The sequence below is a fragment of the Shewanella sp. 10N.286.52.A9 genome (assembly GCF_041468985.1).
GTDB lineage: Bacteria > Pseudomonadota > Gammaproteobacteria > Enterobacterales > Shewanellaceae > Shewanella > Shewanella japonica.
In genome coordinates this window covers 14,782-33,054 of the sequence record NZ_JBFRJQ010000007.1, presented here as the reverse complement: position 1 = coordinate 33,054, position 18,273 = coordinate 14,782, and the positions used below count along the sequence as shown (strand labels likewise).

The 18,273-nt window shown below is 40.6% G+C and carries 18 protein-coding genes; 14 read left to right on the top strand and 4 right to left on the bottom strand.

Features of this window, described 5'->3' with window-relative positions:
* Positions 1 to 249: 249 nt before the first annotated feature.
* The 8 genes from AB4128_RS06350 to AB4128_RS06315 all read left to right on the top strand — a co-directional run bounded on the left by AB4128_RS06350 (position 250) and on the right by AB4128_RS06315 (position 7,227).
* Positions 250 to 1,020: a bifunctional 2-polyprenyl-6-hydroxyphenol methylase/3-demethylubiquinol 3-O-methyltransferase UbiG gene (locus AB4128_RS06350; RefSeq protein ID WP_065109194.1), complete on the top strand. Its 771-nt coding sequence runs from the start codon at positions 250 to 252 to the stop codon at positions 1,018 to 1,020.
* Positions 1,021 to 1,419, top strand: a complete 399-nt coding sequence (locus AB4128_RS06345; RefSeq protein ID WP_055023008.1) for a hypothetical protein — start codon at positions 1,021 to 1,023, stop codon at positions 1,417 to 1,419.
* A 499-nt stretch (positions 1,420 to 1,918) separates the two neighbouring features.
* Positions 1,919 to 2,797 carry a virulence protein gene (locus AB4128_RS06340; protein ID WP_119968706.1) on the top strand — a complete coding sequence of 293 codons (879 nt, stop codon included), beginning with the start codon at positions 1,919 to 1,921 and terminating at the stop codon, positions 2,795 to 2,797.
* A 5-nt stretch (positions 2,798 to 2,802) separates the two neighbouring features.
* Positions 2,803 to 3,717 (top strand): alpha/beta fold hydrolase, encoded by a 915-nt coding sequence (locus AB4128_RS06335; protein WP_372037259.1) that lies wholly within the window; start codon positions 2,803 to 2,805, stop codon positions 3,715 to 3,717.
* Entirely contained in the window at positions 3,714 to 5,048 is a 1,335-nt protein-coding gene (locus AB4128_RS06330) for a DUF4056 domain-containing protein (RefSeq protein WP_372037258.1), read from the top strand. Before AB4128_RS06335 ends, AB4128_RS06330 begins: the two co-directional genes overlap by 4 nt.
* Positions 5,035 to 6,339, top strand: a complete 1,305-nt coding sequence (locus AB4128_RS06325) for a BamA/TamA family outer membrane protein (RefSeq protein ID WP_372037257.1) — start codon at positions 5,035 to 5,037, stop codon at positions 6,337 to 6,339. Before AB4128_RS06330 ends, AB4128_RS06325 begins: the two co-directional genes overlap by 14 nt.
* Positions 6,340 to 6,467: 128 nt before the next feature.
* Positions 6,468 to 6,863, top strand: coding sequence for a GFA family protein (locus tag AB4128_RS06320; RefSeq protein ID WP_372037256.1), 396 nt, complete (start codon positions 6,468 to 6,470; stop codon positions 6,861 to 6,863).
* An 82-nt stretch (positions 6,864 to 6,945) separates the two neighbouring features.
* On the top strand, positions 6,946 to 7,227 hold the full coding sequence (locus AB4128_RS06315) for a putative quinol monooxygenase (RefSeq protein WP_065109199.1): 282 nt from the start codon (positions 6,946 to 6,948) through the stop codon (positions 7,225 to 7,227).
* A gap of 3 nt (positions 7,228 to 7,230) precedes the next feature.
* Here AB4128_RS06315 and AB4128_RS06310 read toward each other — a convergent pair whose 3' ends face one another.
* Both AB4128_RS06310 and AB4128_RS06305 read right to left on the bottom strand, forming a co-directional pair.
* Positions 7,231 to 7,791: a DUF1415 domain-containing protein gene (locus AB4128_RS06310; RefSeq protein ID WP_372037255.1), complete on the bottom strand. Its 561-nt coding sequence runs from the start codon at positions 7,789 to 7,791 to the stop codon at positions 7,231 to 7,233.
* A gap of 127 nt (positions 7,792 to 7,918) precedes the next feature.
* Positions 7,919 to 8,515, bottom strand: a complete 597-nt coding sequence (locus tag AB4128_RS06305; RefSeq protein WP_055023002.1) for a LysE family translocator — start codon at positions 8,513 to 8,515, stop codon at positions 7,919 to 7,921.
* A gap of 291 nt (positions 8,516 to 8,806) precedes the next feature.
* Here AB4128_RS06305 and AB4128_RS06300 point away from each other — a divergent pair, with 291 nt between their 5' ends.
* Complete coding sequence (locus tag AB4128_RS06300) at positions 8,807 to 9,385, top strand: DUF4136 domain-containing protein (RefSeq protein ID WP_055023001.1); 579 nt, start codon at positions 8,807 to 8,809, stop codon at positions 9,383 to 9,385.
* A 99-nt stretch (positions 9,386 to 9,484) separates the two neighbouring features.
* On the opposite strand, the gene AB4128_RS06295 is transcribed toward AB4128_RS06300, so the two are convergent.
* Positions 9,485 to 10,306, bottom strand: a complete 822-nt coding sequence (locus tag AB4128_RS06295) for a DUF2797 domain-containing protein (RefSeq protein WP_055023000.1) — start codon at positions 10,304 to 10,306, stop codon at positions 9,485 to 9,487.
* A gap of 136 nt (positions 10,307 to 10,442) precedes the next feature.
* Entirely contained in the window at positions 10,443 to 10,949 is a 507-nt protein-coding gene (locus tag AB4128_RS06290; protein WP_055022999.1) for a glycine cleavage system protein R, read from the bottom strand.
* Between the two features lie 257 nt (positions 10,950 to 11,206).
* Here AB4128_RS06290 and AB4128_RS06285 point away from each other — a divergent pair, with 257 nt between their 5' ends.
* The 5 genes from AB4128_RS06285 to AB4128_RS06265 all read left to right on the top strand — a co-directional run bounded on the left by AB4128_RS06285 (position 11,207) and on the right by AB4128_RS06265 (position 18,231).
* Positions 11,207 to 13,462: an ABC transporter permease subunit gene (locus AB4128_RS06285; protein WP_055022998.1), complete on the top strand. Its 2,256-nt coding sequence runs from the start codon at positions 11,207 to 11,209 to the stop codon at positions 13,460 to 13,462.
* 58 nt (positions 13,463 to 13,520) lie between these two features.
* Positions 13,521 to 15,179, top strand: a complete 1,659-nt coding sequence (gene pstA / locus AB4128_RS06280) for a phosphate ABC transporter permease PstA (protein WP_055022997.1) — start codon at positions 13,521 to 13,523, stop codon at positions 15,177 to 15,179.
* A gap of 28 nt (positions 15,180 to 15,207) precedes the next feature.
* Positions 15,208 to 16,026 (top strand): phosphate ABC transporter ATP-binding protein PstB, encoded by an 819-nt coding sequence (gene pstB, locus AB4128_RS06275; protein WP_055022996.1) that lies wholly within the window; start codon positions 15,208 to 15,210, stop codon positions 16,024 to 16,026.
* Between the two features lie 61 nt (positions 16,027 to 16,087).
* On the top strand, positions 16,088 to 16,798 hold the full coding sequence (gene phoU / locus AB4128_RS06270; RefSeq protein WP_055022995.1) for a phosphate signaling complex protein PhoU: 711 nt from the start codon (positions 16,088 to 16,090) through the stop codon (positions 16,796 to 16,798).
* Between the two features lie 290 nt (positions 16,799 to 17,088).
* Positions 17,089 to 18,231 (top strand): putative sulfate/molybdate transporter, encoded by a 1,143-nt coding sequence (locus AB4128_RS06265; RefSeq protein WP_055022994.1) that lies wholly within the window; start codon positions 17,089 to 17,091, stop codon positions 18,229 to 18,231.
* Positions 18,232 to 18,273: the final 42 nt, after the last annotated feature.

The following is an 18,273-nucleotide window of genomic DNA, read 5'->3' as shown; positions in this document are numbered from 1 at the left end:
AAATTCAGAAAAGTTGACGTAACAAAGGCCGGCACTTGTTGTCGGCTTTTTTTATTTACACCATTTTATGTAAACAAATTCAGAAAAAGCTAATGTATTCTAGATTTTGATAATAAATGGCATTAAGGTTGCTGAAATTAAGGCAAGTGCTTACATATACACTAAAAATGTACTATAGAAGAATGTGCATTACACTATAAGGAATCGGTTTAATACGGTATTGGGCTGTTAAAAACGGATTAAGTTTAAATGGATTATTTAGCGACAAACAAACAGGCTTGGAATGAAAGAGCAAAAGTGCACTTTGACTCATCGTTTTATGATGTTCCAAGCTTTATTGCTGGCGAAACCACATTGACTGAAATTGAGCTCGCAGAACTCAATGATGTTGCGGATAAGTCGTTATTACATCTTCAGTGTCATTTTGGGTTAGATACGCTGTCATGGGCAAGAAGAGGGGCTAAAGTGACTGGTGTTGATTTATCAAATACAGCCATTGATAAAGCGAATGAGCTGGCTAAACAATGCCAAATAAGCGCTGATTTTGTTTGCTCAGATGTTTATAGCTATTCAGCTGATAGTCAGCATAGTTTTGATATTGTCTTCACCTCGTTTGGCGCTATTTGTTGGCTGCCTTGTTTGACTCAGTGGGCAAAAGTGATAGCAGATAATTTAACATCCGGTGGCACCTTTTATATGGCTGAATTTCATCCTGTACAGGATGTGCTAGAGGGGTATCCGTATTTTCATCAATCCAAGCCAGATATTGTCACTGAAGGCAGTTATACTGATGTAGAAGATGATACGCCGCAAACGATGGTGACTTGGGCACATTCATTGGGAGAAGTGATTAACGCTTTGATACAAGCTGGTATTCGTATTGATAGCGTCAATGAATATCCTTATAGCCCTTATAATTGCTTTGAAAACTTAATTGAGCAGCAACCGAACCAGTTTCACTCTATTGTAAAAGGCCAATCAATTCCTTTGGTGTTTTCTATAAAAGGAACAAAAACGTAAATGTTATTTTCAACCGATCAAAAGTTAGACATTGGTAATCGTTGGTTAGGCATTTTTACTAAAGTCTCTTTAGGGATTTGTGCAGCTGTTGCACTAATGTATTGGTCATATTTTTATGTCAGCCCGAGTGTGACAGTTAAGAATAGCTCTGAATTTGTTATTGATTCTGCAGTCATTCAATTGCCACATAGTCGTCTCGATTTTGGTGAGATAAACATTGGTGAGCAAAATCGAATCTACTATGACTTAGCTCAACTTGATGGTGATTATCAGTATCAGCTAGTGCTTAATAGTGGTGAAACCCTTGATGGACGATGTGGTTATGTGACTAATCTTGAAGTCAATAAACGTGCAGTGTTGACTCTTAATGATAACGGGAAAATCCGTTGTGATTTTTAGTATTTTATTAATATTGTCATCTCGTTAAGCTTAACCACAATTTTGAATCTGTTCATTCAAAAGCTAATTTATAACTCACTCTTATGTCGATAAACACTCTGAACACGCGCTGAAATACGGACTCCCCACACGTATTAGCAAATCAAGCTGAAGCTATGGCTGCCCGTCATTATCCTTTCTAAACGAATAAATAACAGTTTGATACACATGTTAAGTTTGTGGCGGGTTATCTGGGTGGTTGTTAATTGCTCGGGCTTGCTGTTAGTGGCATTGTCAATATATTGGATTTCTTAAACATCCATATTCCTTTTAGCTCAATTTTAATTTTAAATTAATACTTCATCTCTATCATCCTCGCTCCCAAATTTACCTGTCTATTTTATCATCAATGCTGAGATTAATTTTACCAGTACAGAAGCATTGAATGAGTCACTTATTTATTTATCTCAATGTTTTTAATGTTGATTAACATTGAAGCTGTTAAGGATTTTTCGCTCTAATGCTACGAACTTTTACTCTTGTTATTGCTCTTTCGACGCTTTTTATTAGTCATATCGTTTTTGCTGAAGATTCGATAGAAGTCACTCCCAAATACCAACGTGCTTTCCCTATTTGGGCACAAGAAGCGATTGATTTAGGTTACGAACTCCCAAAACCTTATGGCTTTAGCATCAATTATATGACGATGGAACAGCCTTTAGTGGTCGATAGTGTTGCCTTTACAGGGTTAGGGGACTTTATTGATGACAAGATTTCGATTAATGGCAGCGAAGCACTACAAGACTCTGAAACATTAACGTTTCGGGCAGACATGTGGGTGCTTCCATTTTTGAACTTGTATGGTGTTATTGGTCATACAAAAGGCAGTAGCGTCGCCAATGTGCAAGTGGATGTCGATTTACCTTTTTTCCCTGAGTTAGATCCTTTTGATTTTGAATTAAATTTTAAAGGAACAACCTATGGCGTTGGCGGCACCATTGTTGGCGGTATTGATAACTGGTTTGCGTTATTGGATGTGAATTATACCAATACAGATCTGGATATTCTCGATGGTGAAATCAGCACGATAGTTGTGTCGCCACGAGTGGGGTATCGCACCAAAGTATATGGTAATGATCTGCAGGTATGGGTCGGTGGTATGTACCAAAACGTTGAACAGACTTTCAGTGGCTATCTTAAAGATATTCTTCCTATCGGTGACTCGAGTATTGGAGATCTGATAGGTGATGGTAAATTTGAAGTTAACCAACATCTAGCTGATAAATGGAACACCTTGGTGGGGGCTCAATTACACCTTGGCGCTGGCTTTGACTTGTTGCTTGAGGGTGGTTTTGGTACTCGTACAAGCTTTATGGCCTCCATTGGATATCGGTTTTAATACTGATGCGATTATTGATTACCAGTATCGTTATTTGGCTCATTTCCGGTTGCTCGACCGTCTCTATGGTGGATAGTTATCAGCAAAAACAGCTAATTAATGCTGGTTTTGAGCGAAACTATTTAACGCTAGAGCAGGACGGGGAATTACATTATTGGCAAGGCGGCAATGAACAGGATCCTGTAATCATTTTACTCCATGGTTTTGGTGGTACAGGCATGACAAGTTGGTATGAAACCATGCAAGATCTTGTCGTCGATTACCATATTATTGTTCCTGATTTATTGTGGTTTGGCGATTCATATAGCCATGCTCCAGCAACCATTGAAAGCGAAACTTCGGCGATTCAACAGCTCATAAGTGAACTTAGGCTTACACAAGTAAACCTTGTTGGTATTTCGTTCGGTGGCTTTGTGACGTTTGACTTAATGATTAAAGCGCCAGAAGTAAAAAAAGCGATGATGCTTGCCAGTCCGGGGATTGTCTTTAGTGATGCTGATATGGATGCGATGAGTGAGCGATTAGGCCAAACAACCCCTGAAGCGGTGTTTGTGCCTCAAGATAAAGAAGGTGTAAGGCATCTTTTGGAACATACCTTTGTCGCACACCCTTGGTACCCAAGCTTTATCGATGAACAAATCTATCAAACATACTTTGCGAATTACCTCGAAGAAAAACGCTCGTTGATTACCACATTACCTGCGTATCGAAATCAATTGGAACCTGCTGAATTCAGAGATAACTTGCCTCCATCTTTATTGATATGGGGTGAAAACGATCAGGTGTTTCCATTAGAGAAAGGGCATGAGTTTTCAGTTTTTCTAGATGCGCCACTTATCATTATTCCTGATGCTTCCCACGGGCTAACGAATGACTTTCCGGAGCTCATCAATCAAATGATCCGAGATTTTATAAAATGATGCAGTTTCTCAACAAAAACCTATTACTCCTTTCAATAATCACTATCGCTAGTGGCTGCTCAAGCAGTGAATGGCAAGTCAGTGCGACGCCATCTGATGTAGCAGTGGAAGCAGCGCTTGATAATGAGCCTGACAACGCATTACTCAAGGACATCAAATTACCAGAGCAAGCAGCTTTACCTTTACCGACAAGTGTTAGACCTTGTTGTGCATTTGGTAGTGGCCAGAAAGTTAAACTTGGACCGATTCCGGTGCCATTTTTTAGACATGCCAATACGATTGAGCTGGATGATATTGGTGCTCATGCGTTTGAAGCGGGAAGCTTTAGCCATCAAAAGTCGGCGCCGAATGCTGGCCGAAGTGGTGAGAATAACGGTTTGGTATACACCCTAAAAGGTGGCTTTATTGACCTCGCTCATGTGCGTGATACTGCTGATAACGCTGTGGCTTTGTTTTACCGCATTCAGCCTTATTTAGGTGAGGCGCAAACTATTGAGCTGCCGTTTGAAATCGGTCCAAGAACCATTGAGTTAGCGGCGTTTGACGTCAGCGAGTTAACCGCTACTGAGCGCTGGGAACTGGCGGCAAGTATAGCGGTTCGTTTGGCTTACTCTATGGCAGAAGCCCATGAAATCGCGCAATACCATGGTTATCGTAGCTTTAGTCCCTGGACCGAAGATGTGTCGGCGTATTCACCTGAAGATCTTTACTCGAATATGTTAGGGGCGAAAATCGCTCTTGCAGTGCTCACCAATAATTTAGCCATGACACGTCAGCAATATAATTTTCATATGACAGCGTGGATTTCTGCAACCATCGCTTGGTTAGAACCCGTTTCTGCCCAACAAACTGATGCCATGTTTGAAGCCATTGATGGTTATTGGTGGGATTCAAACGAACCGTTACCGAATAAATTCATGCTGCTTAAACGTCACTATGAATTAGGAGATGAACAATCACCTTACATCGTGCCTAAGGGCTTGGCATTTATTAGTAAATCATGGCCAGCGATCAGCGCTCTTTATGAGCAAACGGTTGAGCCGCATGAGTTACAGCTTGCCAATCTTGTCCACGGGATTGCCATTGATGATGTAGCAAAGCAGTGGCTATTCGTAGACCCTAAATTTTCAGCCTCATTTGATCATGTGCCTGCATCGCTTTGGCAGCAAGGTTTTACTCAAGAGCAGTTTCTTGAGTTATCTCGTTATAACCAAACTCGAGATCAAGCCATGTTAGCTGAACATTTAGCTAAGTACCCTAAGTTGCCATTGGCGAAACAACTGAAACAAGCTGATAGCTCAAACCAAGGACACGTTAATGAAGCTAATTAATTCTGTGGCACGCACATTGGCTGTTACAGTGAGCTCAAAGCGCAATCATGCTTGCAGGCGTTCAGCGTTACTTTTGCCGATTTTATCTCTATCAATTTCACTCATGCTGAGTTTTAGTGTGTCAGCAGCACAGCCTCAATCAGTGAATGGCGCGACTAAACAGATCACAGAACAAGAGCTGCATAAGGCTAACGGTGCTGATGAAGTGCCATTTCAAGACGACAATGAAGCGCTCGGCTGGGTAGAAAATTTTTTACAAAAGCTGGGGGCTGATGGCGAATTTGACCCGAGTAAACCTATTGATTTTAGCTTTTTACCAGGGCCATTTTACAATCCTGAAATGGATTTAGGTGTTGGCATTTCTGCTGTAGGCTTGTATCAAGTTGATCCTGACGATGAGGTAAGTCAACTATCTTCGTTGGTCATTAATGGTTTAGCCTCTATTAATGGCGCATTAGGTGTGTCCATTGAAAATAAAACCTTTCTGAATGAAGATAGGCAGCGCCTATATCTCAACGCCGAATTGTCAGATATTCCCGATGTGTTTTATGGCATTGGGTATGATGAAAACTATCAAGATGATAATCGTACTGATTTTAGTGGCAGAGTGATTAGTGCAAATCCAATGTTCCTTCAGCGGGTGTCGTCAAATGTGTTTGTTGGAGCAGGTTTTGACTTCAGTTATGCCAAAGCCAGTAGTATAGATATCTTAGAATCTGAAGTTGATATCACGCCATTAGAAGCATCATCACGCAGCGTAGGTATTAACTTATTGGCCAATTATGATAGCCGAGATAATGTACTCAATCCTGAACAGGGAAAAATTGCTCAGATAGATGTCGGTGTATATCGTAAAGACTTAGGTAGCAAAACAGACTTTGAAGTCGTTAATGCTCTCTACAGCACTTATTATCCAGTTGCAGGTAGTGACGTTCTGGCATGGCAAATACGTGGTCGATTTACCCATGGTGATGTACCTTGGGATCAGCTATCTAAAGCTGGCGGCGGAGATTTACTACGAGGTTACACCTCAGGTCGTTATCGCGATAAGCAAATGCTCCTTGCTCAAGTAGAATATCGTCAAAACTTATCTGGTCGTCATGGCATGGTATATTGGGTAGGTGCTGGGGTTATTTCTGATAAATTTAGTGAATTAGCGTCATCTGATGTGCTACCCAACACGGGCATTGGTTATCGTTTTGAAGTGAAACCGCGAGTTAACCTTAGATTAGACTTGGCCTTTGGTGATGGCGACAGTGGGTTTTATTTCAATGTAAATGAAGCTTTTTAGGTTTCAATCTTGTTTTTTCAAACTTGTATTTTCAATCTTCTATTTTAAAAATAGGCATCTGGATTGAGTGATGTGCATGCTATAACGTTACTCTGGATAAGTATATTTAAAGCATGGAGGCTTGATTAATGATACAAAAAGTTGGTGCAACCCTTATTAAGCTGCGGCATATTGCTCGTTGCCATTGCGGCGAAGTGAACATTGAATTGTTTCTCCCTAATGGAATAGAAAATCCCAGACGTTGTGATTGTTCTATTTGTCGCCGTAAAGGTGCCATTGTGGCTTCTGTTCCTTTAGCAAATTTAACGATTATTGCAGGCGAGCAGAATTTAACTTGCTATCAATTTAATACTCATACCGCTAAACATTACTTTTGCTCTAAATGTGGCATCTATACACATCACCAACGACGCTCCAATCCCAATGAATATGGCTATAACATTGGGTGTCTGGTTGGAGTGAACCCATATGAATTAGGCGATGTAGTGATAAATGATGGTGTAAATCATCCTGCTGACAAGTAGGATTACAATAAGCGCAAAAACAAAGCTAAGCGTTAGTGTTGTCGTTTAGTTTTAGCTATCACCCAACTTCAAGGAAGATGAATTGAGTAGAGTCAGATTAACAGGCTATATTTTAGTGGCTGATGAGGATTTATCCGCAGTAAAACAAGCCTTACCTTTGCACCGCAAGCTGACGCTAGCAGAGTCTGGCTGCGTTAGTTTTGAAGTGCTTCCTGATAACAAAAATCCCAATAAGTATAATGTCGATGAAGTGTTTACAGATCAAATGGCATTCGAAGTGCATCAAGCACGAGTGAAGCAATCAGCTTGGGGGCGGCTTACTGTCAATGTCACTCGACATTACCAAATGAGTGATACCGAGTAATGTTTACTTAATCTCGTTTCCTACCTTGCATTGTTTTAATAATGCAGTAAAAAATTCAGTGCCTTTACGTTCAGCAAAAGCGATATTCCTCTCAGGGATAGACTCTGGCTCATTATATCCAGCTAAAGCGGCTTCCATACTGGCTTCACGAATGATATGAAGCGTTGGGTAAGGGGAGCGGTTGGTATAATTTGTGGGACTATCTTGTGGCTCGCCATCAAAACAATAGTCCGGGTGAAAACTGGCAAGTTGATAGACACCTTCATAGTCATTTTCGAGTAATTTATCATTGGCTAAATCGACAAGATCGAGATAGTGATAAAAGCCTTCAAAACCTCGGGGTAAAACGAATAGTGTGGTCTCGGTATCGGGATGGTTATCTAGGTATTCACATTCTGACAGAAAGTCTTTTAGCACCTGTTTGACTTTAGTGTTTTCGCTGCAAATGTATCGGATGCTGTTATTTTCAACTTCTCGACGTGCAAATGGGCAAATATTGTATTTCATGATCACTTTATTGACCCAGTTTGCTGTTTCAATATGGTATTCGCTTTGCTCTTGCATGTTCTTTCCTGTCATATGTTCAATTCGTCATAGCGGGCTTACGCTAAAACTAATGTTCGTCGCTAAAACTAACGTTCGGCGTAAAAGCTAACAGCCTTACTAACAGTGTTGTTTATTCAATGTAAGACTAATCAGGTAAAGCCATCTGTATGATAGATAACACTAATAGCAGGGCCATTGAGATATTGAATATTCTTTGCTGACGCTCGTTTTTAAGCAGTTTTTTAAGGCCAATACCAAAGCTTAACCAAATTGAGGCACAAGGTAATGCCACCATAAAAAATACCACTGCAATGGTTAATACTTGCGGAATTAAAGCGTGTGAAATGTCAGTAAAGGTAGCGATGGCGCCGACAGCCATAATCCAGCCTTTAGGATTAACCCATTGAAATGCAGCAGCTTGAAAGAAGTTAAATGGTTTAGCTGTTTGTTTACCTTCTAAGTTGCTTGAGCTATTAGCGATGCGCCAAGAAAGGTAAAGTAGGTAGATGATACCAGCAACTTTAATGACTTGATGCGTCATTGGGTAGGCTTGAAAGACGGCACTCAGTCCTAAGCCAATAGCGACCACCATACTCGGGAAGCCAATAATAATCCCTAGTAAATGTGGCATGCTGCGTTTTATACCGAAATTAACGCCAGACGTCATTAACATGATGTTATTGGGGCCGGGTGTAATTCCTGCAGAAAAAGCGAATAGTGCAATAGTAAAAACGAGTTCCATAAATCGGTAAAATATATCAATACGGCAGTGCTAATAGGTGATCATCTTAACGGGAATATACTGGCTAACCTAGTGTTAATTACATTTTTCGTGGATGGCGCTTTTACATTTGTACTGTAATTGTTTGTAGCTTGCTAATCTTGTGTGTGGCTTTTGCTGGTAACATGACATAACTTGTTATTGAAATTGAGTCAGGTTAGGTTAGGGTTTAAGTGTTATATTGATAACGAAATTTCAATAGCTTGATACAATAAAGATAGGCTAACTTGCTGACTACAGGACTAAATGTGAATGAATAGCAAAAAATGGTGTTTATGGATAAGTCTTTTCGCTGTATTGATTTCAGGTTGTGCAACCAAAGAAGAGGTCAACAAGCCTGCTCCTAGTCGAATCACAATGGTGACTTCAGGAGATCTTAGCTTTATTTCTTCGCAAGCAAAGAGCTTTGCTTGGCACCCAACGATGTTTACTGTTCATAGTGCAAATAAACTTGATGATGCTGAATTAGTGAGACATATGCGTCAATCGATAACAAAAATCATGGAGCAAAAGGGCTACCATTTTGCTAAAGATAATGAGAATCCAAATGTGCTTATTGGTTTTGGTATGGCGCTAGAGTCGGAAATGAGTGACGCAGAAATCATGAAAAGAGCAGGTCTCGTTGCTGGCTTATCAACATCAGGTATTGATGATGATTTTGAAAAAGGATCTGTACTGGTGGCTTTGTTTAGTCCTAATCGTATTCAACCTATTTGGAAAGTGTTAGCACAAGGGTTTACAGAGACAGGAAAACCTATCGAAGATCGTGAGATCCGCTTTGATAAATTGACTGGTATGATGCTGAGCTCTATCCCTAATCATACGATGTAACGATTTTCCTGAGCGAGAAACTATTATAAAAAAGCCGCAGAGCCTAAGTTCTGCGGCTTTTTATTTAGCCTATATTCAGTTTACCGTTCAATTGAAGTGTTACTCAGTGTCAACATTCACTTCGTATGATGAGAACTTACGGATATTGATAACGCCTGTGTCAAAAATGAGGTACTGACCTTTAATACCTTGCAAAACCCCCGTTACTTCAGGTGTTTTATCAAAGTTATGAGATTTTACTTTTTTAGGGAACTCGGTAATAGGGAAGCGAATACCTTGAATTTGATCATTGAGTCGCTCAATCACAAAGTCAGGATTTTGCTCTTTTATCTCTAACAGTTTTGCTTCAATTTCTGGGATTAATTGATTGGCCATATCGACTAAATCAACATCATCAGCATTACCTTTTAACATGGCTTGCCAATTGGTTTTATCATTAATCAGTTTTGCCAATTCGACTTCAACAAGGCCTGAAAGTTGGCGAGTTGAAACTTTAAAGATAGGTAACCCTTGTGTGGCGCCTTGATCTATCCAGCGAGTCGGTATTTGCGTGTAACGCGTAATGCCAACTTTGATCCCAGATGTATTAGATAAATAGACAAAGTGAGGAACAAAGCAATGACTTTGTGCCCATTCTGGTTCACGGCAGGTACCTTGATCAAAGTGACACGTTTCAGGCTTCATGATGCATAAGTCACAGCTAGCAAGCTTTGACATACACACGTAACAATGTCCCTGAGAGTAGCTTTTTTTGGTTTTCTTACCACAACTTGAGCATAAAATTTTACCCGTATGGGTCAAGGTGAGTGTTTTACCGATTAAAGGGTTTAACTCTAAGAGTGCATCCCCTACTGGTAATTGATAGTGCACTTCATTTTGCTCATCAAGCTGAGTGCGCATTTTTGATAACGTTCCTAACATCTCTAAACTCATTTTTTGTTATGATTTGTTAATAGTCTAACAGATGGTAGTCAGTAAATTTAAACGGTTTTTTTAGATTGAATAGAAGGGATATCTGTTGCGCTAATACATTCATTAACGCAACAAACAAAAGGAGCTAGGCGCTTTTACTGAGTTTATCTAACACCACATCGTCACCGAGTTCATATAGTGATTCTGTGAGTTGTTCTTCCTGGCTTGGATCTGATAACCCTAAACCCATGGTGGCTCTAAACAATGCAATACCACTGTGGCCTGCAGTTTCTTGCTGACTACTAAATTGCTCGATGTTAATACCAAGTGCATTTATTTTATTTGAAATTTCAAGCACTAAGCCTTCACGGTCGTAGGCTACTAAATTAAAACTTAATCGTTTAATCGGCTCCGCTATGTGGCCCGTTTTACTGTAAGTACAGCTTAGCCCTTCGATACACTCCAAAGACTCAAGCAAGGTATCCCATTTTAATGCCGATACTTCTAACTGTAATATTGCGGCAAAAACGCCGTCAATATGGCGCATTTCGGAGTCGAGCCAGTTGCCGTTGTGACGACTGATAACATTTGCAATCTGTTCAACTAACCCTTTTCTATCAGGGGCTTGCAAGGTAACTAGATAACGTAACATAAAAGAAACTCCCAAATGTTTAACAAATAAATCGCCTGTAACACTACTGTCATATATACGTCATATAATTCAGCCAATTAAAATAGGCATCTAAAAAATGTCATCAATTAATCACTTAAACGTACTGATTTGAACTGACAATTGTTGAGTTGTAATCACAAACGCTTAAGGTAAATAAAACAGCTATTTATTTAGTATCACAGCGGATTAAACAATCATAGCGAAATTTCGCTGACGATTAATTATAGAGGTTCTGAATGGAAAGTCAGGTCAATCAACCTGGTTCTGAGACGAAGAGTCTGCTAGTAGGCAGAAAAGCGAATCGAAGAGCATTTACGGATAAGGCAGCAGAAGTGGGTGTAACTGTGGGTGGAACCATGGTTTTTGTCGCTTTGTTGTTGATTTTCTTTTACTTATTGTATGTTATTAAGCCAATTTTTGATGGTGCTGATGTTGAACCTGTATCAACAATCAGTTATCAAAATACCGAGACTGCCACTTTAATGGTGGGAAGTGATGAGCAAAATGAAATAGCTTATCGCGTACTGGTAAATGGCCAAGTTGATTTTTATTCAGTAGCCAGTAAACAGTTAATTGAGAGTTTTCAGCCTCCGCTTCCTGTAGGGGCGACAGTGGTGAGCAGTGCCAAAGCTAAACCAAATGAGCAACGTTTTTCGCTTGGGTTAAGTACGGGTGAGGCGTTAATCGTTGGGGTTGATTTTGGCGTGACTTACCCTGACAACGTGCGCACAATTACACCACGTTTACGCTACCCATTAGGTGAAACACCAATCATGGTTGATGAAGGTCAGGCTTTACACCATTTAGCCTTTGACTATATCGATAACCGTATTGGTTTTGCGTACCAAGATGAACAAGGTGCATGGAAGTTAAATCGCCTTGAAGGTGAAGAAAACATGATGACCGAAGAGATCGAGTGGTATTCAGATCTATCGGTAGTTGAGGATGCACCTAAAGATGCGTTAACAGCCTTGATGACACCAGATCATCGTCAATTGATACTGCCTACAACTAATAAAATCTTTATTTATGACATCCGTGACACCGATGAACCATCATTATTACAAGTACTTGATGTAAAAGATGGCTCAAACAAAGTTTCAAATGTCAGCCTACTTGCTGGTGCCAGTTCAATTCTGATTAATTATGAAGACGGCACGATTGATCAATATTTTCAAGTCAGTAGCCGAAATGGCCGTTTGTATCAAAAAATTCGCGACTTTGAGATTGATTCACCTGTACAAACAATCGCCACTGAGTTCTACCGCAAAAGTTTTGCTGTAGTCAGTCCTGAAGGCGAGTTATCTCTTTTATACACCACAAGTCAGCGTAATTTATTCACTGAAAAATTTAATATTGCTAAGCCTGGTGAAATGGCATTTAGCCCTCGCTCCAATGCGTTAATCGTTGAAGCGAATAATAGCTTGAATGTATTTGCAGTAGACAATGACCATCCAGAAGTCTCTTGGAGTGCTTTGTGGCAAAAAGTTTGGTACGAAGGTTACCCAGAGCCACAGTATGTTTGGCAGTCAACTTCAGGCTCTGATGATTTTGAAGCAAAACTAAGCTTAATGCCGTTAGCATTCGGTACCATGAAAGCTGCATTTTACGCGATGCTTTTCGCTGTGCCATTAGCGATTGCTGGTGCAATTTATACTGCTTACTTCATGTCACCTAAAGTCCGTAGTGTTGTTAAGCCAACCATTGAAATCATGGAAGCACTTCCTACGGTTATTTTAGGTTTCTTAGCGGGCCTTTGGTTAGCGCCGTTAATTGAAGACCATCTTCCAGGCATTTTAGTATTACTGACATTGTTACCAACCAGTATTTTACTAAGTGCATTTACTTGGAGCAGGTTACCAAACTCGTGGAAGCAACGATTACCTGAAACGTACCAAGAAATCATGCTAATCCCAGTTATCTTGTTTGTGGGTTGGTTCTCATTCGAAATCAGTCCAGTGATTGAGATTGCTTTCTTTGATGGTAATACTCGCCAATTTATTACCAATGATTTAGGGATTACCTTTGACCAACGAAATGCATTTGTTGTCGGTATTGCGATGGGCTTTGCTGTTATTCCAACGATTTTCTCAATTGCTGAAGATGCTATCTTCTCAGTGCCACGTCATTTATCAAATGGCTCATTAGCGCTGGGTGCAACGAACTGGCAGACTCTGACTCGCGTGGTGCTATTGACAGCCAGTCCAGGTATCTTTTCCGCTGTGATGATGGGACTTGGTCGTGCAGTGGGAGAAACCATGATTGTACTGATGGCGACAGGTAACACCGCAATCCTTGAATGGAGTGTATTTGAAGGTATGCGGACATTAGCGGCTAACATTGCGGTAGAAATGCCTGAATCTGCCATTGGTAGTTCGCACTATCGTGTATTGTTCCTTGCGGCATTCGTCTTGTTTGTATTTACCTTTGTCTTTAACACCATTGCAGAAGTGGTACGTCAACGTCTACGTGAACGTTACAGCTCACTTTAAGGAATGAAGATGAAAATAATAATGAATATTTCGCCAATCGCTTTGAGAGGTTTGAGCAATGGGTAAGTGGGTTAAATCGGGTTCTCCATGGATTTGGATGACCGGTGGTGCAGTCAGTATCAGCTTGATTGCAGTATTAGGTTTGTTGTTATTAATTGCATGGCGTGGATTAAGTTACTTTTGGCCTGCCGATATTTATCAATGGCAACTTGAAGATAATAATGGTGTTAAATCAACCTTAATTGGAGAGATTTATGACCGTGAAGAAGTGCCTACTGAACGATTGATTTCAGCAGGTCATCAGTTTAACGAACATCCTGGTGAGTTTGTCACTCGCTATCTAGTGAAAACAGGTAACCGTGAATTCGTTGGTTTGGATTTTCGCTGGATTTTGGCTACAGACATCGTTAGTCGTGAAAAGCCTACTGATATCGCTATGTTGGAGCGTACCAAAAATGGTAACTTCTACGGCTACCCGGTTGCTGTGATTGAAAATGGTGAACGTTTACCATTATCAGGCGAGCAAATCGAAGTCGCGTTAGAAGAGCACATTGACCGTGCTGTGACCATCGGCGAGCAGGCGTTAAAGCTTCAAAAGTCTGAGATTGGTTCAGTTAACTATGAACTTGAGCGTTTACGTTTAAAAGAACGTGGTTATGAATTAGACGGTAAATTAACCCCAGAGCGTAAAGCTGAATTAGATGCACAAGCAGAAAAGCTCAATCAAGATTACTTAGTCATGGAAAAAGACTTGTTCGCGTTGCGTGACCAAGCGGCAAGAGATTCTGTGATAATTCGAGACATGCGCGGTGAAGAAGTCACGCTCAAGTTAGATTCAGTATTAGACGTTAGCTACGTCAATCGTATGAACAGTTTCGATAAAGTAGTACATTGGTTTGTCGGTTTAGGTCGCTTTGTTAGTCATGACCCACGTGAAGCAAATACTGAGGGTGGGGTATTTCCAGCTATCTTTGGTACGGTATTTATGGTGATGCTGATGGCCGTTATTGTAACGCCATTCGGGGTTATCGCTGCTATTTACCTACACGAATATGCTAAAAAGGGTCCAATTACTAAGATGATCCGTATCGCGGTAATTAACTTAGCGGGTGTTCCGTCAATTGTTTACGGTGTTTTTGGCTTAGGCTTCTTTGTATACATGCTTGGTGGTTCATTAGACCAATTGTTTTATCCAGAAGCGCTACCTTCACCCACTTTTGGTTCGCCAGGTGTGATTTGGTCAGCATTAACGTTAGCGATTCTAACGCTTCCAGTGGTCATTGTATCGACTGAAGAAGGCTTAAGCCGAATCCCAAGTGCAGTGCGTCAAGGCAGTTTAGCGCTTGGTGCGACTAAGTTTGAGACCTTATGGCGAATTGTTATTCCAATGGCGAGTCCTGCAATTATGACAGGCCTTATTTTGGCTGTTGCGCGCGCAGCAGGTGAAGTTGCACCATTGATGTTAGTGGGTGTTGTTAAACTCGCACCGACTTTACCTATTGATATGAACTTTCCGTTTATCCATTTAGAACGTAAGTTTATGCATTTAGGTTTCCATATTTACGACGTTGGCTTCCAAAGTCCTAACGTAGAAGCGGCAAGACCATTAGTTTATGCCACTTCATTCTTATTAGTATCTGTGATTGTGACACTTAACTTAACAGCTATCAGTGTACGTAATCACTTACGTGAAAAATTCCGTTCGCTAGAACACTAATTAGCGATATCCTGAGGAAAAAAGAAAAATGATTTCTATTGATCAAAGCGCTATTAAATCTGAAGTTGTCGATTTAGCTAACCTACCTGCACAGGATACTGCGCTAGAAATTCGTAATTTAGATTTACGTTATGGTGATAAACAAGCTCTATTTGATGTGAGCATGAAAATCCCGAAAAACCAAGTGACAGCATTTATTGGTCCAAGTGGTTGTGGTAAATCGACGCTTTTACGTTGTATTAACCGTATGAATGACTTAGTTGAAACTTGTCATATTGACGGTGAAATTTTACTTCACGGTCAAAATATTTATGACAAGAAAGTTGATGTTGCTGCACTTCGTCGAAATGTCGGTATGGTGTTCCAGCGTCCTAACCCGTTTCCAAAATCGATTTACGAGAACGTGGTTTACGGTTTACGCCTGCAAGGGGTGAGTAACCGTCGTGAGTTAGATGAAGCCGCCGAGCGTTCATTACGCGGTGCAGCAATTTGGGATGAAGTTAAAGACCGTTTGCACGATAACGCCTTCGGATTATCTGGTGGTCAGCAACAACGTCTTGTTATTGCCCGTGCCATTGCAATTGAGCCAGAAGTATTGCTGCTTGATGAACCAACATCGGCATTGGATCCAATTTCAACGTTAACGATTGAAGAGTTAATCACGGATCTTAAATCAAAATATACTGTGGTTATCGTAACGCATAACATGCAACAGGCTGCACGTGTATCAGATCAAACGGCATTCATGTATATGGGTGAACTGATTGAATATGCTGACACTAATACTATCTTCACTACGCCACAAAAGCGTAAAACAGAAGATTACATTACCGGTCGTTACGGCTAAATTTATTGCATTAGAGCTGATGGCTTAGGTCAATATAGTAAAGAATAAGGTTGATACAGTAATGGAAAACAAAAGTTTAAATAAGCATATCTCGGGTCAATTTAACGCCGAACTTGAAGATATTCGTAACCGTGTTTTAGCCATGGGCGGCCTAGTTGAACGCCAACTAGAAGAATCTCTTGATGCACTTGCTTCTTTAGATGCTGAGCTTGCGCAAAAAGTCATTGATGGTGATCACCGTGTTAATGGCATGGAAGTGTCTATTGATGAAGAATGTACTCGTATCATCGCTAAACGCCAACCAGCAGCCAGTGATTTACGTTTGATTATCACAATCACTAAAACCATAACCGATCTTGAACGTATCGGAGATGCCTGTGTTCGTATTGCTAAAGCTGCGTTAGATAAGCGCTTGAACAATCAACAACCATTGCTAGTAAGCATTGAAAACATGGGGCGTCATGCTACTCGTACACTGCATTCAACCTTGGACGCTTTGGCCCGTATGGATGCAGATAATGCATTTGAGTTACACAAAGAAGATGCCAAATTAGATAAAGAGTATGAAGGGATTATTCGTCAATTGATGACCTATATGATGGAAGATCCTCGCTCTATCCCTGGTGTACTAGATGTTCTTTGGGCTGCTCGTGCTGTTGAGCGAGTGGGCGACCGCTGTAAAAACATCTGTGAATACATTATTTACTTCGTTAAAGGTAAAGATGTTCGCCATACTTCATACGAAGATATGGAAAAAGATCTTAACTTATAATAAGTAAGGCAAACTAACTTTGAGTGAGTTCTAGATAACTCATTAATTAATAAGCACCTTTCGAGGTGCTTTTTTATTGCGAAAATCTGAGTTCACTCACCTCGATGTCATCATATTAAGAATGACTAATTTGGACATATTGACCTTTTAAAGAATTTTTGTGTGGGTCAATATGTCTATTGTTTTTGGCTAAACGATTAACATTACAGCATTATTTTGAACTAGTTCACATTATTTTTGTTGGCATTCAAATTGCTATATCTCAGTATCCAATCCCTACGGCAAGATATATGAGATGTAAGACCAATCGTTTTAATAGTTTCAACAAAATTTCAGGTGAGTTCAGTGGTGCTTTTGCGGATTTAGGCACTTTTCTTCCTTTAGTGCTTGGGCTTATCGCCCTTAATCAATTTTCCCCCCAAGGCATATTCTTAGGCTTTGGTTGTTTTGCTATTTTTACTGCTTTTTATTATCGAAGACCTATCCCTATCCAACCGATGAAAGTGATAAGCGCGCTAGTGATTGCTGAAGGGTTAACCCCCGGTATGTTGCAAGCATCTGCCATGTTGATGGGGGGGATCCTTCTGATACTAGCTTACAGCGGTATTATTCAGTGGATGGCAAAACAATTGTCGCCTGCCATCAGTATCGGTATTCAACTCGCCATTGGTATTCAGTTGATGTGGATGGGCGGTTTCATGATGAGTGAAACATGGGGCGTAGGCTTATTGGCATTTGGTATTTTGTTTTTAAGTCGGTTTATGCCAATGCAGTATTTGGTTATGCCTTTGGTGATTTTTCTAGGCATTCTATGGCAATTATTTAGCCAATCTAGCCCGAACTTTGACTTTACTCAAACCACAGGTTGGCAATTCAGTTGGCCTGAGTCTAATGAGTGGAGTTCAGCTGCATTATTGTTAGTATTACCGCAATTAGCACTCACCTTAACTAACGCTGTCATTGCGATTTCGGCAATGGCTAAAGACAAATTCCCCGAAGACAGTGACAAGTTTACTCCACAAGCTTTTGCAAAAACTTCAGGTTGGTCAAACTTACTCATGGCGCCATTTGGCGGCGCAGCAATGTGCCATGGCGCTGGAGGACTTGCTGTTCAGCATCACTTTGGCGCTAGAACATGGTTAGCACCGGCAATCTTTGGTGGAACGTGTTTATTCATAGCCATTTTTTGGGGACAGGGCATTGCGACTGTTTTATCGTTAATTCCCCTAGCGGTGTTGGGAAGCTTGCTTGCTATTGCTGGAACGCAGCTCGCTTGGTCTAAGCGATTTATCGATGGTAAGCCCTTTTGTATTTTTGTCATTTTTTCAACGGCATTAGCATGTTTGGCAATTAATACAGCTGTAGGGCTGGCAGTGGGCGTTGTACTCGAGTTAGGCCGAAATCAATGGCTGCAACTGAGTGCGCCTAAATAGTAGTTTTCGCTCGCTATAACTGTATGTTGATGCAGATTAAAG